The sequence below is a fragment of the Blautia sp. HA8986 genome (genome assembly GCF_056504635.1).
The window spans coordinates 1,155,393-1,171,646 of the sequence record NZ_JBWLUQ010000001.1; the positions used below are offsets into that span (position 1 = coordinate 1,155,393).

A 16,254-nucleotide genomic window follows, 5' to 3' on the forward strand; every position below is an offset into this window, starting at 1 on the left:
CTCCTTTCTCTGTAATATGTGTATTAAGTGTATTAATCTTTTTAATACACTTATATTAGCATGTATGAGTTTAAACTACAATATGCCTGGTCTTAAATAAATATAAAAAATATATAAACTACCATAACAGTTCCATTTTCCCTACCCGCTGTTTATTATTTTTCGTAATTAAAACATTGAAATCATCTGATTCATAAAAAAAGAATCTGCCGCCAGATAAATGTACCTGAATTTCCAAGCACTTATCCTTCTGATGCAGATTCTTTTTTTTATGTTAATTTTCAGTTATCTTTTCACGGATCACACAGCCCGGTAGCCACGCTTCTCGCCTTTGCGTGCAAAACACTGATATGCACCGATCATCGCCACTACCAGAATACCATAACTCATCAGCAGCATTCCTGCCCCGAATTTCTTTACCAGTATCTCAGCATATTCTCCAAATATAAGAATCCATGTATTCGCACCTATATGCAGGAAAACGCTGACCCATTTATTACCGCCCATTTCCAGGAACCAGGCAAAGAGGGCTCCCAGAATAAACGCATAAACAGCCTGCGGGATGTTTCCGTGATAGATCCCGAAAAATGCTGCCGAAATCACAGCGGAAACCAGAACAGAAAAGTGATCCCGAAGTCTCAGATAAACCAACCAGCGGAAGATCATCTCCTCTGCTATCGGAGCAATGATCCCCATCCAGAAGATCATCATAAAAAGACTTTTTCCTGAAGTGATCTTGGACATGGTATCTCCATATGTGGTGGACTGGATCCAGTTCTGCAGAATCGCCACCAGAACATTGGCATACTGGGCAAAACCTGCTCCTGCTGCCAGAAGAAGCAGTATTTCCGGGATTGTCAGCTTCTGCTCTTCTATTGATGTCAGTCCTCCGATCAGCCTTCCCACACGGTCTTTTCTGTAAAAATACACGGCCGGAAACATTACCAGCACTCCCGTAAGTCCTGTGATCACAAGGGTATAACTATAATAAGAATCCTTTACATTCCCACTTCGTCCCATAAGCCAGAAAAGCACTGCACTTCCCAAAATCTGACCAATCAGATAGTGGATTCCTACCGGATAGAGTTCCCTCCACACCATTCGAAAAATATTCTGCCTGTGCAGAGGGGTCAGTCGAAAAAATTCAGAAGTTCTTCAGCAGAAGCTACGATCTGGATCGGCTGGGCCTTCTCAAGTTCTTCCCTGCTTCCATAACCATAGGATACTGCTACGCATTCAATCCCGCATTTTCTGGCTCCCAGAACATCATGCTCTCTGTCACCTACCATGATCACCTGGTCTCTGTGATCAGAAAGATTCATTCTCTCCAGGGCCTCCTCAATAACCTGGGATTTCGTAACCTTCGGTCCATGCAGATCTGTTCCTGCGATCACCTCAAAATATCTGGTAAGATTAAAATGATCCATGATCTGTGTTACATAATAGGTCGGCTTCGCAGACGCAACTGCAAGACGGTATCCTCTCATCTTCAGTTCCTTAAGAGCCTCCTCTACGCCCGGATAAACTGTATTTTCAAACATTCCTTTATCTGAATACCGTTCTCTGTAATACTCTACTGCTTTCTCTGCAGTTTCCTTATCAAATCCTGCATATTTCATAAACTGTTCCAGAAGCGGCGGTCCTACAAAAACCTTCAAAGATTCCAGTTCAGGTGCGGAAACTCCGAGTTTCTCCAGTGCATACTGTACAGATTTTGTAATGCCCTCTCCGGACTCTGTAAGGGTTCCATCCAGGTCAAAAAAAATTGCTTTATACATATAATTCCTCCTGTGCAAAAATCAGTAAGTATGCCTATTGTATCACTGTTCGTCTTTTAAGTCCATGATTTCATGATACAGTCTTCCCGAACGTACAGATAGCAGGAGTTCCACCGTTTTTATATTGGATATGCCTTTGGGAATCCTGGCTGTTAATTTTTGTTCCTGCCAGTGCCAGACGGATTCTTTTCCGTTGATACGGAAAGAAAAGATCTGTACAGGAATCTTACAGTTGTTCTCTTTTATGGTTAGCTGAATGTGGAAATCTTTTATTTCTGCTATAAATTCCGGTATTTTCTCTTCTGTTGTTTTTTTATTTTTTTCTTTATCTGATGCTGCATCAGCTGTTTTGTCTGTCCGGTAATAGAAAAGAGCCAATTTCTGCTGTTTCTGGGAAGCTGGTGAAATCCTGGGACTTTTTGATACTTTTGGGGGATATGTTGGATTTTGGGTTTTCTCTGGTTTTCGGGTTGGAACGGGTGTTGGACTGGCAGAAATTTTCGGTGTTAATGTTGCCTCTGATCTGTGATTTCCTGTATTTCTGTTATCTCCGCTGTTTGTCGAACCGCTTATCTGAAAACTGTCTTCCGTTCCATAATTGCTTTCATTCCAACTTATACTCCCGGTGCTCCCCGAGTTTTCGCTATTCCCGGAACCTGCATTTTCACCATTATCAGTTCCATAATAATTTCCTGACTCTGTCTGTGTATTCCCCCACTGCGTACTGTCCTGCCAGGTATCGTTATTCCCCGACCAATCTGCCTCGCCATTTCCTGCTGCTGAGCCCAGCCCGGAAATTTCAACATCTCCTCCTGTATTTCCACTCTCGCTGTAATCTCCATAATCTCCGTAACTCCTGCCATCATCTATCTGACTTCCACTTCCACTATCTGCACTGTCCCAGTTATCCGGAAACTGCCCTGTTCCTTCTCCAATGTCCATGTCAAATCCACCGGTATCAAAACTTTGGAACTCACTGTATCCAGCATTTTCAGAAGAGCCATAAACCAGTTGAAAGCCCCCTGTCTGTCCTCCCAAAACTGCCATGTACAGAATAATCCCTCCCACATTTCTCATAATGTTCATACCATATTTAAGATATTTTTTTCGTCTTCTCATTGATCTCCTCCCACAACAGAAGATTTCTTCCTTTCCCTTCTTCCAACAGATTCTTTTTCTCCTTTTCCTGATAATCCTTCCATAATTTCTCGCTGGCTCCCTTCTGTTCTCTTCGGATCAGAAACATTCCATATTCTCCGTATCCATCCCTGAATCCTTCATCGTAAAGAAGCAGGTTTTCATAATACAGAGCAGCTCGTTCCGGCTCATCCAAAAGCTCTGCATTCCAGGCCAGTAATAAAGCAATATATCTCTGTTCCTCTTTTCCCTGTTCGATCCTGCTCAGCTTCTGAAGTTTCTTCTCTGCTGCCTGTAGAAACTTCTGTCCGGATGCAGAAAAACCGGAATCTGTCTGGTATCTCTCGGCCTGATAATACAGATCTGTCACCTCGGCCACTGCTGTCGAAAACTCTGCAGGTTTCATGATCCCTGCCAGCAAAACCAGTACAGTCACAAAAAACATCACGCCAAAGCTTTCCAGAAAACGTTTTCGCCAGGTAACGGTACGATATCTTTTCCCCAGTTTTTCAAGAATTTTTCTGACAGAAGCCATATTCTGATACCTGTATTTCTCCTGTTTTCTCGTACAGCGAAACAGAAACCCGAAAAATTCCGGGTATAGAAAGAACATCAGACCTCTTCTGCCGCTGAGAATCTGGAGCGTTTTTCCCAAAGCAAAGATATCGCTTGCCGGACTGACCCTGCCCTGATACTGTTCCGGTGCAGCATATCCTTTTGTTCCTTCACAGATCCTTCCTTTTCTTTCGTAATTCAGCATGGCACTTCCCAGATCCACCAGATAGAGATGTCCGTTCTCAGACAGCATAAGATTATCCGGCTTCAGGTCTCCATAACAAACAGCCGGCTTTCTGCTGTGAAGATATTCCAGTACTTTCGCAATCTCATTTCCCAGCCGAAGAGTTTCCTCTATGGAAAAATCCCCTTTGTTTTTAAGAATCTCTCCAAGCGACTGGCCACGGATATATTCCATGATCAGATAACAAAACTCTTCCTCTTCCACATAATCTACCATCTTCGGTATGGCAGGATGCTCCAGGAACCGCATCAGTTTTGCCTCCTGCTTTCTGATAATGGAAGTTTCTTTTACTGCGCGGAAAACACCAAGTTCCATATCTCTGGCAAGATAAAGACTTCCACCTCCGCCCTGACCAATCCGTTCCATCACGCAATAACGGTCTTTTAAAACTGTTCCAATCAGACAGATCACCTTCCTCTTGGTTAAAATTAATAAAAATAATAAATGGGATAAATTCCGGGGACCCCCGGAGATCGATAAATCAGATGTATTGTATTATAGCACATGATGTTCTTTTTGAAAAGTGTTTTTTTCTAAAAACAGTCCGCAGAAGCCATGCAGGGAGTTTTCTCTTTCCATGGCATATCTGCGGACTGAATAATCTCACTTCAATATTCTATTTTACCAAAATACCTGCCTTACAAATTACATACGATCCGGTGCAGAGAATCCAAGAAGATCGATGCTTGTTTCAAGTACTCTTCTTGTAAGCTGGAGCAGCTGAAGAAAGGATTCCTTCTGTGCCTGATCCTCTTCGCTTAAGATCTTGGTCTCATGGTAAAAGCTGTTAAATGCATTGGATACCTCATAGATATATGCACAGATCTTATGTGGTGCTTTTTCTTCAAAAGCGTTCTCAACCATTGCTGCAAAGCCGGAAAGCTGAAGCATCAGGTTCTTCTCACTGGCATTGACTGCCGGAAGGATCTTACCTGTACTTAAATCTCCTCCCTCCTGTACATAACGGTTCAGGATCGACTTAATACGAACGATAGTATAAAGGATATACGGACCTGTATTTCCCTCAAAGGATGTAAAGCGGTCAACATCAAAGATGTAATCCTTGGTCGCCTGGTTGGAAAGATCTCCGTATTTGATCGCAGAAAGTCCTACGATCTTGGCAGTATCCTTTGCATCTTTATCTTTTACACTGCGATTCTCCACGATCTTGCGGTACATTTCCTCATCAATGTCTGCGATCAGGTTCTCCAGCCGCATAACACCGCCTTCTCTTGTCTTAAACGGTTTACCGTCTTTTCCATTCATGGTACCGAAACCAAGGAAGGAAAGCTTGGTCTCCGGATTTACAAGACCGGTTTTTCTTGCGCAGCGGAATACCTGGATAAAATGCAGCTCCTGACGCTTGTCAACAACATAAAGGATCTCATCCGGCTGAAAGAGTTTCATACGCTCTACGATAGTAGCAAGGTCTGTAGTTGTATAGAGAGAAGCTCCGTCTGATTTCAGAAGCATACATGGAGGGATCTCCTTGGTATCACTCTCTTCTTTTACATCTACAACAAGAGCGCCCTGATCCTCATAGGCAAATCCTCGCTTCTTCATATCCTCTACCATATCCGGGATGTACGGCTGTGCATCGGATTCTTTTTTCCAGAGGTCAAAGTCTACGTTCAGGTTCGCGTAGTTTCTCTTAAGATCTGTTACAGATACATTCATGATGTGGTTCCAGAGAGCCATGTATCCTGGTTTGCCCTGCTGAAGAAGATGGGTTGCCTCAAGTGCCTCATTGCGGTAAGCCTCATCCTCTTTGGACTTCCCACTGGCACATGGATAGATCTCTTCCAGCTCGCTGATGGTAAACGGTGCTTCTGCCGGATATTCACCGGTAAAGCTGTCATCAAAATATACCAGCTCCGGTTTCCGGTGTTTCAGCTCGGTGATGATCAGTCCCATCTGAAGACCCCAGTCTCCAAGGTGTACATCACCGATCACCTTATGTCCTACAAAACGTCCGATACGCTTGATGCTCTCACCGATGATCGCAGAACGGAGATGTCCTACATGAAGCGGCTTGGCAACGTTTGGTCCGCCATAATCGATAATGATCGTCTTCGGATTCTTGGCAGTCTCAACAGAAAGCTTCTCATCCTCTGCCATCTTATTCATATATTCAGCAACAAATTCAGGTTTAACATCCAGGTTGATAAATCCAGGCTTAACAACTTCTGCCCTGGAAAAGATCTGGCTGTCTGCAAGCTGTGCAACAACATCATCTGCGATCATGAACGGGGCTTTGTGGTATGCCTTGGCTCCGGCCATAGCTCCGTTACACTGATATTCACATAAGTCAGGTCTGTTGGAAACAGTAACTTTTCCGTAGGACGGATCGTAACCTGCTTTTTCAAATGCTGCGGAAAGTTCTTCCGCCATCTGTTCCATAATCTTCTTCATGTTTCAAAACTCCTCATATCTTTATAATGTAACTTTTCTTGAACATGCAACTGCAAGTGCGCCGTATCCGATATGGCAGGCAACACTTAAGGAAAGGGGATCCATATGTATCTCCTGTCCCGGGAATACTTCCTGAAGCTCTCTCTTGAATTCTTCTGCCTCTTCCAGATTTCCGGTATAAGCAGCTTCCAGACACATCTCACCTTTTGCAGCATATTCCTGGAAACGAGTCTCCCAATCTTTCTTCATAGCCTTCAGCATGGCACGTTTCGCCTGCTTCTTGCCACGGACTTTTGCATAAGCATCCAGCTTCTCTCCCTGGATCTGAAGCACCGGTTTCAGGTTGAGAACTGTTCCGATAGCTGCTGCCGCCGGTGTGATTCTTCCGCCCTTCTTCAGATATTTCAGTGTATCCAGTGTGATGTAAATACTGGAATCAAATTTCTGATCCGTAAGGATCTTCTTGATCTCTGCGGCACTTTTTCCTGCCTCGGCAAGCATCTTAGCATCCATTACAGACTGTCTCTGTGTTACGGAAATCCGCTGATTGTCCACTACCTGAACACGACCATTATAATCAATAGCAAGTCCCATTGCAGTAGAACAGGATGCGCTCAATCCGCTTGACATCGGGATATGAACGATTTCCTCATAATCTCTCAGAAGCTTGTCCCACAAATCACAGAGATCAGCCGGACTTGGCTGAGATGTAGAGATCGGTTCATCCTTCTTAAGCTTCTCATAAAACTCTTCCTGAGTGAGAGTTACACCTTCAAGATACATTTTTTCATTAATATAAAACGGCATCGGTATCACATAAACGCCAAGTTCTTCTGCCTGTGCCTGTGTGATACCGCTGTTGCTGTCTGTTACAATGGCAATTTTGCCCATTCTTTCTCTCCTCCTGGTCTGTTATCTCACAGTTCAAAGAATTAATGCATCAGCCCCTGATGGACTAATTCTTTGAACTGCTGTAGAAAGCCATGATGTTAGTGTATCATATTTTTTTCTATACCACAATTGGAAATTTTCCATGAAGATTCCGCAAACAGATTACTGTTCACTTCGTGAACAGTAACTAAAAAAACAGCTGCCATACAAATATTTATGCACAGCAGCTGTCACACTATTTATCAAAAATATCCTTATCTATTTATGATCTGTGTTTTATTTCATTTCTCTTACGATCTTTCGAACCGGAAGAACAAATGTCGGAGATACGGACAACTCATCCAGTCCCATCTCTACAAATCTCTCAGTAAGTGTAGTATCTGCACCAAGCTCACCGCAGATTCCGGCCCAGATACCTTCTTTGTGTGCATTGTCCACAACCATCTGGATCATACGGAGAACTGCCTCATGATGGGAATCATAGATATTATCCAGCTTTGCATTCTGACGGTCAATAGCCAGTGTATACTGGGTCAGATCATTGGTTCCGATACTAAAGAAATCAACCTCTTTTGCAAGAAGATCACTGATCATAACAGCTGCCGGAGTCTCGATCATGATACCCTGCTCCACGTCATCACGGAACGGGATCCCCTGTTCCTTAAGCTCTGCTTTTACTTCTGCTACAATGGCCTTGATCTGCTTCACCTCTGTTACAGAGATGATCATCGGATACATGATAGAAATATTTCCGAACATGCTTGCGCGGAAAAGTGCTCTCAGCTGTGTCTTAAATACTTCCGGACGGTCCAGACAGATACGGATCGCACGATATCCCATTGCAGGGTTCTCCTCATGCGCCATATTGAAATAATCGATCTGCTTGTCCGCTCCGATATCCAGAGTACGAATGATAACTTTTTTGCCGGCCATATTCTGAGCTACAGTCTTGTAAACCTGGAACTGCTCTTCCTCTGTAGGATAGTCTTCTTTTTCCAGGTATACGAACTCACTTCGGAAAAGTCCGATGCCTTCCGCATCATTGGCAAGTACATTCGCAACATCACCTGTACTTCCGATGTTGGCATAAAGGTGGAGCTTACGACCGCTCTTGGTAACAGTTTCTTTACCTTTCAGCTCTTTGAGCATTGCACGCTGTGCAAGTTCATCGGCACGCATATCCTCATATTTTTTAAGGGTCTCTGCATCCGGCCCAACGATCAGATTTCCGCTCTTTCCGTCTACGACTGCCATCTTACCGTCCATGGACTCATCGTATTCAATATTGATCAGCGCCGGAATATTCATGGTTCTCGCAAGAATCGCAGTATGTGAGTTAGAAGAACCTTTTCTTGTGACAAAAGCAAGAACCTTGCTCTTATCCATCTGTACAGTCTCACTTGGTGCAAGATCCTCTGCAACTACGATCACCGGCTCGGATGCTTCAAGCTCTCCATCTCCATGGCCGGAAAGCACACGTACCAGACGGTCTGAGATATCCTTTACATCAGCTGCTCTTGCTTTCATATAATCGTCGTCCATCTGTGCGAACATTGATGAGAAGTTATCACCAGTTGTTGCAACCGCATATTCTGCATTTACAGACTCTGTACGGATAATGTTGTGGATGGAATCCAGATAGTCATCATCATCCAGCATCATCTGATGAACCTCAAAGATTGCCGCTCCGGACTCTCCAACTTCCTGAAGAGCCTTGTCATAAAGCTTCTGAAGCTGTGCCACAGCCTGCTCTCTGGCGGCCTCCACACGCTTTACCTCTTCTTCCGGATCCTCCACGTGAACACGTTTAACACTGGCGTCAACTTTCTGGAGGATTGAGATCTTACCGATCGCAATACCGGAAAATACAGATTTACCTTCCAAAACCTTCATGAAATTATCTCCTTCTGTTATAATATTTGCCCACTTGATATATATTATAGCATATAACCTGAAGATTCTGCCATGATTTTTTGCAATCCTGAAAAAACCTGTAAAACTTCTATTTATGCTATCTTTTTATACCAGATATACAGCAAAAGTGACAAAATAGCTGCCGTGGTACCGCGAAAACCATAAATACTCTGCTCTGTCTGCATCTCAGTTTTGGCATCCGCAACATTGATTTGATTTTTATTACTCACTGCGAAGGGCATCAATCGGATTAAGATTAGCTGCCTTTACAGATGGGAGAAGTCCGAAGATCAGTCCGATCAGCATGGAAAATACCACAGAACCGATAATAGCCGGTACACTGATAGCCGTTGGTGCCCCTGAGACCTGAGCCACCACCCTGGATAGTATGATTCCCAGAACAACTCCTATAATTCCTCCAATACTGGTCAGTACTGAAGCCTCAGTCAGAAATTGCCCCAGGATAATATTCTTTCTTGCTCCGATAGCCTTTTTCAGACCGATCTCACTGGTACGTTCTGTGACAGATACCAGCATGATATTCATAACACCGATACCACCTACAAGAAGAGAGATACTTGCGATCCAGATCAGCTGCTGATTGGTACTCTCACTGAGCTTCTGCAGGTTCTTGACCTTCTCCATGATATCCTCTGCCTTGTATTTGAAATTCGTCTTATTCTGTTCATTCTGGATTCCTGTATTCAGCACATCCTCTGCTGCTTTGCCCACAGCACTCATATTATCTGTGCTGTCTGCACGGACGATCACATTCTGAGGCTGATCAAACTTAAATGCGATCGGCCAGGTAGCATCCGGAATCATCACGCTTCCCATGATCGTCTGGGAATATTCCTCATACTCGGAAAGTGTGTTGATCTTAGGCATGCTGTCCTCACTCTGGGTAATCACTCCTACAATAACATATGGCTCTGAACCAACCTCGATGGTTTTTCCTACAGGATTCTCACTTCCGAAAATATTCTGTGCGGCATTGGAATCTACAAGAGCAACTTTGCGGTAGCTGTCATAATCCTTCTGCACAAACCCCCTTCCGGACTGAACCATATAACTCATGGTTTTAAGATAATTCCGGTCAATTCCGTATACCGTTCCTCCCTGAAAGCTTGTGTTCATATAATAAACGCTTGCAGACTGGCTGCTGTAATAAAATGTAGAGCTGATCACATGATCCAGATCTCCGATAGCTGCTTTCTGGGAATTGGAAATTACCGGGGGCGTAGAGCTGTTTCCGTAGGACCCGTAATCCATATCATAGGTGCTGTCTCCATCATAAAGAAGAACCTGTACCGTATTATTTCCGGAACCTATCAGATCTTCTTTAATCTGTTCACTGGTTCCTTTAATCGTAGACACAATTGCAATAATTGATGCAATACCAATAATAATACCAAGCATGGTCAGAAAGGATCTCATCTTATGTGACCATATTCCCTGAAAAGCCAGGCGTATATTTTCAAACATGAAATTTCTCCTTCCTGTTATTCGTTGTACATATCATCCAGAGATACTTCTTTTGTCCGGACACCTTCCTGTACAGTATCCCCGTAAGGAAATGCCAGAAGATCATCCGATTTCAGACCAGATGTTACAACTGCATAGTAGCCACTGTTTACAATACTTCCAACCGTAACCTGCTGTTTCTTTAAAGTTCCGTTATTATCTTTATAAACATAGCTGTTTCCATGTTCTGTCCGGATAAAAGCTTTCATCACAACAAGGCTTCCTTTTGCAAGTTTATTAGACTGCAGAGTTATAGTCACATAATCCTGATCTGTAAACTGCAGGGACTGATCTGTGATCTCCGCATTAAATGTATAGTAAGATACATTAGGATTGGAATCTCCTCCATAATAAAAATTGTTGGAGGAATCCACCGGATAATCCGATACATTCAAAACCCTGGCCTCAAAGCTTCCGGAATTATAACTGGTGCACTGAAGAAGTGCACCCTCCTGCATCTGATCCCTCATCAGCTCGCTGACTGTGCCGGTCACATAGAATCCATCCTTACTCTTTACTTTAAGAAAAGCATCTCCATTGTAAGAACCGGTAGCTTCATCGCCAATATATGCAACTGTTCCATCCAGCTTGCTTGTCACAAGTTTGTTCTTTACCTTATTTTCAAGTTTGGTGATATTCAGATTATTTTCTTCAATATCAAGCTTCAGACTTGATATCTTATTCTTCTGGATCTTGATGGCATCCTCTCTTGACATGGCAGTACCATCTGTACTGTCATCTCCGTCTCCTCCATCATCCGGAATATCATCATCACCGGAATTGTTATCATACTTTGATGCATCATCCAGTGTAAATTCTGTCTCTGCATACATATAAACCGGTTTTTCCAGAAGACTTCCATCAATAAGATAATACCCTGTACAGGATAACTTCCTGTCATTAAAATCCGTAATGGTATCATTCTTATGGAATTCCAGCTGGAACCAGCTTCCGCCTTCCTTAACTACTTTTGTTCCATCTTCGCTGTATCCGGCCATACAGTTAAAGAAAGATCCCATAACTGTAACTTTACCTTTGGCACTGCTCACCAGAAAAACATACGGATCCTCTTCTGTACCTGTTCCTGTAAAAGGCTCTGATTTATAATCTAGTTTCTGGTAAAACTGCGGTTCTCCATCTGTAATTCCAGGAATCTCAGGTTCTGTGAAATCCGGATTCGGAAGCTCATTTGGTTCTAAGGTAGGTGTCGGTGTAGGCGATACTGTCGGCGTATCATCCGTTCCGGAATTCCAGTCTGCGCCTCCATCTGTAAAATCGCCGGCTGAAGGATCCTGGAAAGAAGGTCCGGCAGTGGCATCATCAGAAGCATCTGTAACATTGCCTGAATTCTGACTGCTTTCACTTTCTGAAGCTCCGGAGGATATGTCCTGTGAAACGTCTTCTGCATCCTGAGATGAATCTTCCCCGGACGAATCTTCTGTAAATTCTGAAGCTGCTTTTGCCTGTGATGTTTCCGCTGCCTGCACAGCTGTATCAGATGGTTCTGTAAATACACTGAGAAGCAAAGGCTGTGCTGCAGAAGCCAGATAATTTCCGTCTGCCGCCGATGGGACTGATCCGGTTATGGACTGCATAGAATCATCTGCGCTTCCATCAGAACCTTGATTTGAAGTACTCATTTCACTATCGCCGCCTGTGTTTCCACTTACAGAATCCGGTCCCGTATCATCTGTACTGTCTGTGTTATCCTCGATAGGGCCTCCGTTCTGAAGACTTACGAGCCGTTTCTGTGCTCTGGCAAGATCCTGCTCCTGTTTCTGCAGTTTCAGTTTCGCAATATTCAGTTCCATCTCCACAAGTGTCATATCAAAGGAGATCAGGTTATCACCTTTTTTTACATCGTCCCCCTGTGAAACATAGATCTTATCAATGATCATATCCTTATCCATGTTTATATTCTGGGTAACATTGGTAGTAATGGTTCCGTCCAAAGTTGTTTCAGAATACCAGTCTGTCTGAAGATTGCTGACACTTGTTACCGGTACTTCTGTTACCTTGGATTCTTTTACATGTCTCAAGCCTGTGTAGATTCCTCCCGAAGCAAGTGCCACGATCAGCACACCTACAATGACTCTCTTCACAATTTTCATGTTATCACCTCTTTTCCTGCAGCTCACCGTCACGGATGGTAACAACTCTCTTGGCATGTGCTGCGATCTCAGGGTCATGGGTGATCATTAATACAGAAACTCCCTCATCATTCAGTTTCTGAAAAAGTTCCATAACCTGTGCTCCGGACTTCGTATCCAGTGCACCGGTAGGCTCATCGGCCAGCAGCAGCTTCGGATTGTTCACAATAGCTCTTGCAATGGCAACCCTCTGCATCTGTCCTCCTGATAACTGGTTCGGCTTGAAATTCACTCGTTCTGCAAGTCCAACTCGTTCCAGTGCCTTCAATGCACGTTCCCTGCGTTCTTTTTTGGGAACTTTCGCGTAATTCAGAGGCAGTTCCACATTGGTAAGTGCACTCTGCCTTGGAAGAAGATGAAAACTCTGAAATACAAAACCGATCGTCTTAAGGCGGAGATCTGACATCTCATTCTCAGAACATTTGGCAATATCTTCCCCATTCAGAAGGAAAGTACCTCTGGTCGGCTTATCCAGACATCCGATAATATTCATCAGTGTGGTCTTTCCGGAACCGGACGGTCCCATGATCGCCACATATTCCCCTTCTTCCATGGAAAAATTCACATCCTTCAGTACAGGAACTGTCATTTTTCCTTGCTGGTAATCTTTATATATTCCTTTTAAGTCTAAAATCATTCTGTCGGTGCTCCTTCCATCGGAACAAGATCATCTTCCGAAGAAATATCGCCGGTCATATCTTCCATATCGCTGTCGGACATTCCTTCTTCGATCATCTCCGGCTCTGCTCCATCACTTTCCATATCTCCGTGATCTGCATCATCTCCGGTATCATACATAGCTGCAGTAGTCTGATCCGTAGTACCCTCTATCACAGACATTCCTTCTTTCAGAGTTTCTGTCGGAAATGCGATTTTATCTTTCTCTGTAAGACCATCTGCAATTTCATATTCTGCAAGATTCTCATCGTACTGTCCCAGTACAACACTCCTCTTCTCCAGTTTATTATTATCTCCTGCAACCCACACATACGGACTGTCTGTATCTGCATCAACAATAAAATAATCATTCAGCCAGATTCCTATCTTTTCCTCATCCTGGCCTTCATCTGCTTCGATATAAACATGCTGTCCAAGCATTAGTCCGTCAGAAGAATCCAGATTCACATAAAAAGGATATGTACTGGATGAAGTCTGGTCATCACCGGAACTGGAATAGCCAGACATCGCTGCATCGGTACTGTTATTTGTGCTTGAATTATCCATATCAACTGCTCCCATGGTTCCTTTCCATGTTTTGGAAGAATCTACCCTGGAACGGATGATCACAGGTGTTCCTTCAATAATGGAATCTCTGTTTATCTCATTTACTGTTCCCTTTACACGATAAGCACCTGTACTCAGGATCGTGATAAAAGCATTGCCGGAACTGTCCCCGGAACCGGAATCAGAAGAAGCATCTCCCTCTGTAAGGGTGTCATTCACTCCATCTGAATCGTCTCCTCCCATCTTGGATGTATCAATCTTCTGGATCACGCCATCGATCTCACTGCGGACCTCTGTGTTCTGAGTTGCCTGGGAAAGCTTCTCGATCTCGGCCTGTTTACTCTTCTGATCGTACTCATTCTTTTTGAGATTCATTTTCTGTGTTTCGATCTCTATTGTATAGGAAAGCTGGTTATCTGCTGTGGCTTTCTTTTTCTCGGCTTCCAGGGTCTTGATCTGGTCAGAAATACTCAAAGACTCATTCTTCAGACGATCCAGTGCCAGCTGTGCCTCCTGAAGACTTTGCTGGATGCTGCCAAGATCATACTGAAAAAGAAGCTGTCCTTTCTTCACTTCCTCACCTGTTTTTACCTGTACTTCTTTTACCTTTCGGCCGCTCTCGATCTTTACCTGTACAGTCTCCTGTGGTTCTACTACACCGGCATATCGGTTCTCAACACCGGAATCTGCTTCTGAAAGCTTGCTTATTTTTGTTACATATACGGTATCACTGCCACTTGCAGATCCCGTATGATGAGTATAATAATACCAGCCTCCGGCTCCAATGCCAGCTGCCAGTATGAGAATCCCAAGGGCTGTTAAAATGCGTTTTTTCATATCTGTCCTCTTTTCTCAGCACAATGCTGAAACTACAAGTTGCTTAAAACATCATATCAGATTAAGGCCAAAAAGAAAAGTCTTTGCAAAAAACGATGCAGATTTCACAATTTTTTCACTTTTTTTTCATAAAAATCGTATATTTTTAATGGATTTTTGACTTTTTATGCGATATCTGATAAAATAGGATGTAAATTTTTTTGAAAGGAACGAACGATATGAAGACAGTGAAATACCTGCTGGCTTTCTTTTTTGTTTTTCTGGCAGTTTCCGTATGCGGCTGCTCCCATTCAGCAAAAACATCCGCTGAGAAAGCCATCGAAAAGGATCTGGATCTTCTTAAAAATCTGGATCCCGCTACAACCATGAAATACATATCGTATCAGGAACTGTTTCCGGATTCTGATGATAACACAGAACTTTCTGATGATATTAAGGAAGTTTTTACTCTTTTTTTCCGGAATTTCGATTACAAAATTCTGGATCTTTCTGTTGACCAGAACCAGAAAACTGCCTTTGCCCATATACAGCTTACCACTCTGAATGCTGAAACACTTGCAAAAGATTTTGTTTCCGCAAGCCTTCAGAATGAAATACTACAAGCTGCTTCCGGCGAAAAAATCACTGACAGCAATGAGAATTCCATGGAACAACGATATCTGCTTCTCCACAGCCTCCTAGAGGAACAGACCTACGATACTGTGGATCGCAATGTTTCCATTCAGCTGATCAACCATGGTTCTTCCACAGAACCGGACTGGGAGATCACGCACAGTTATTCTCTTGAAAATGACCTGGTCGGCGGTCTTATCGCTTATCTGTCCGATCCGGATCTTGTCTCGCCTGATAAAACTCTTGATGTCTATCTGAAAACTCTCCAGGAAATGGATGTACAGCAGATGTCCAATTATCTTGGACTGGATTCGATCCTGAACACTTCGGATTCTGCAAAAAATGCCATTGCTTCTGCCCTTATGGAGCAGTTTCATTCCTGCTTTGACTACAAAATATCAAATACTTCTGTTTCCGGATACAGTGCCAGAGTTAATGCAGAGCTTACCACTTTTGACAGTGATTCCATTCTCTCTCAGTATGAAAAAGAGCTGAATATCTATCTGGATTCTGCTGATGCAGTGATCGATGGATCACAGAAACGGTACAATAAGTCCCATGAGCTTCTTCTTGACAGTATCAAAAACAATGAAGCTACCATAACAGCTACTGCTACTTTCCATCTGACGAATGACGGGGCTTCCTGGAAACTGGAAGATGCCGGCACAGAGCTTGGAAATGCAATCTTTGGAACACTGACTGCTTCACCGGTTCCGGAGGATGCAGCTGGAGATGCCGATTCTGAGGAGGCTTCTGATACAGATAATTCAGAGGAAAATACCGAAGATACCTCTTCTGAAGATGATAATCAGGATAACACTTCTGATAATTCTGACGAAATTGAATAAAATGATTCGATAATATTTAACCGAATCAAGTAAATCCCTTGCTTCAATCACAAATATCCGCTTGACTATCATAAAAAAACTCCTGTAGGATTCCGCGCCTTTCTTCTTTTTGAAAAGGCACCGTCCAT

At 43.3% G+C, this 16,254-nt stretch carries 12 protein-coding genes; 1 reads left to right on the forward strand and 11 read right to left on the reverse strand.

Annotation, left to right across the window (positions count from 1 at the left end; genetic code table 11):
- Positions 1-300: 300 nt before the first annotated feature.
- From AC04Q4_RS05325 to AC04Q4_RS05375, 11 genes are all read right to left on the reverse strand, one after another.
- Entirely contained in the window at positions 301-1,101 is an 801-nt protein-coding gene (locus AC04Q4_RS05325) for a CPBP family glutamic-type intramembrane protease (protein ID WP_476388630.1), read from the reverse strand.
- 29 nt (positions 1,102-1,130) lie between these two features.
- Complete coding sequence (locus tag AC04Q4_RS05330) at positions 1,131-1,778, reverse strand: HAD family hydrolase (RefSeq protein ID WP_119240364.1); 648 nt, start codon at positions 1,776-1,778, stop codon at positions 1,131-1,133.
- A gap of 42 nt (positions 1,779-1,820) precedes the next feature.
- The gene (locus AC04Q4_RS05335) at positions 1,821-2,897 is read right to left on the reverse strand and encodes a hypothetical protein (protein ID WP_476388631.1); all 1,077 of its coding nucleotides are present in this window, start codon (positions 2,895-2,897) and stop codon (positions 1,821-1,823) included.
- A complete protein-coding gene (locus AC04Q4_RS05340; protein WP_476388632.1) occupies positions 2,872-4,125 on the reverse strand; it encodes a protein kinase domain-containing protein in 1,254 nt (417 codons plus the stop codon). The genes AC04Q4_RS05335 and AC04Q4_RS05340 overlap by 26 nt, the downstream gene beginning before the upstream one ends.
- Before the next feature lie 234 nt (positions 4,126-4,359).
- Complete coding sequence (gene argS / locus AC04Q4_RS05345) at positions 4,360-6,126, reverse strand: arginine--tRNA ligase (protein WP_119240368.1); 1,767 nt, start codon at positions 6,124-6,126, stop codon at positions 4,360-4,362.
- Between the two features lie 21 nt (positions 6,127-6,147).
- On the reverse strand, positions 6,148-7,017 hold the full coding sequence (locus tag AC04Q4_RS05350) for a DegV family protein (protein ID WP_119240369.1): 870 nt from the start codon (positions 7,015-7,017) through the stop codon (positions 6,148-6,150).
- Between the two features lie 276 nt (positions 7,018-7,293).
- Positions 7,294-8,910 carry a phosphoenolpyruvate--protein phosphotransferase gene (gene ptsP, locus AC04Q4_RS05355; RefSeq protein WP_114002607.1) on the reverse strand — a complete coding sequence of 539 codons (1,617 nt, stop codon included), beginning with the start codon at positions 8,908-8,910 and terminating at the stop codon, positions 7,294-7,296.
- 243 nt (positions 8,911-9,153) lie between these two features.
- Complete coding sequence (locus tag AC04Q4_RS05360; protein ID WP_173737182.1) at positions 9,154-10,416, reverse strand: ABC transporter permease; 1,263 nt, start codon at positions 10,414-10,416, stop codon at positions 9,154-9,156.
- Positions 10,417-10,433: 17 nt separating this feature from the next.
- Complete coding sequence (locus tag AC04Q4_RS05365) at positions 10,434-12,566, reverse strand: efflux RND transporter periplasmic adaptor subunit (protein ID WP_476388633.1); 2,133 nt, start codon at positions 12,564-12,566, stop codon at positions 10,434-10,436.
- A gap of 4 nt (positions 12,567-12,570) precedes the next feature.
- Positions 12,571-13,242, reverse strand: a complete 672-nt coding sequence (locus AC04Q4_RS05370; RefSeq protein WP_476388634.1) for an ATP-binding cassette domain-containing protein — start codon at positions 13,240-13,242, stop codon at positions 12,571-12,573.
- On the reverse strand, positions 13,239-14,666 hold the full coding sequence (locus AC04Q4_RS05375) for an efflux RND transporter periplasmic adaptor subunit (RefSeq protein WP_476388635.1): 1,428 nt from the start codon (positions 14,664-14,666) through the stop codon (positions 13,239-13,241). The genes AC04Q4_RS05370 and AC04Q4_RS05375 overlap by 4 nt, the downstream gene beginning before the upstream one ends.
- A 200-nt stretch (positions 14,667-14,866) precedes the next feature.
- Between AC04Q4_RS05375 and AC04Q4_RS05380 the strand changes: the two genes are divergently transcribed.
- On the forward strand, positions 14,867-16,126 hold the full coding sequence (locus AC04Q4_RS05380) for a hypothetical protein (protein ID WP_476388636.1): 1,260 nt from the start codon (positions 14,867-14,869) through the stop codon (positions 16,124-16,126).
- Positions 16,127-16,254: the final 128 nt, after the last annotated feature.

Coding starts and splice junctions, on each gene's coding strand:
- AC04Q4_RS05325 (WP_476388630.1), bottom strand. CDS start 1,101: ATGGTGTGGAGGGAACTCTATCCGGTAGGAATCCACTATCTGATTGGT.
- AC04Q4_RS05330 (WP_119240364.1), bottom strand. CDS start 1,778: ATGTATAAAGCAATTTTTTTTGACCTGGATGGAACCCTTACAGAGTCC.
- AC04Q4_RS05335 (WP_476388631.1), bottom strand. CDS start 2,897: ATGAGAAGACGAAAAAAATATCTTAAATATGGTATGAACATTATGAGA.
- argS (WP_119240368.1), bottom strand. CDS start 6,126: ATGAAGAAGATTATGGAACAGATGGCGGAAGAACTTTCCGCAGCATTT.
- AC04Q4_RS05350 (WP_119240369.1), bottom strand. CDS start 7,017: ATGGGCAAAATTGCCATTGTAACAGACAGCAACAGCGGTATCACACAG.
- ptsP (WP_114002607.1), bottom strand. CDS start 8,910: ATGAAGGTTTTGGAAGGTAAATCTGTATTTTCCGGTATTGCGATCGGT.
- AC04Q4_RS05360 (WP_173737182.1), bottom strand. CDS start 10,416: ATGTTTGAAAATATACGCCTGGCTTTTCAGGGAATATGGTCACATAAG.
- AC04Q4_RS05365 (WP_476388633.1), bottom strand. CDS start 12,566: ATGAAAATTGTGAAGAGAGTCATTGTAGGTGTGCTGATCGTGGCACTT.
- AC04Q4_RS05370 (WP_476388634.1), bottom strand. CDS start 13,242: ATGATTTTAGACTTAAAAGGAATATATAAAGATTACCAGCAAGGAAAA.
- AC04Q4_RS05375 (WP_476388635.1), bottom strand. CDS start 14,666: ATGAAAAAACGCATTTTAACAGCCCTTGGGATTCTCATACTGGCAGCT.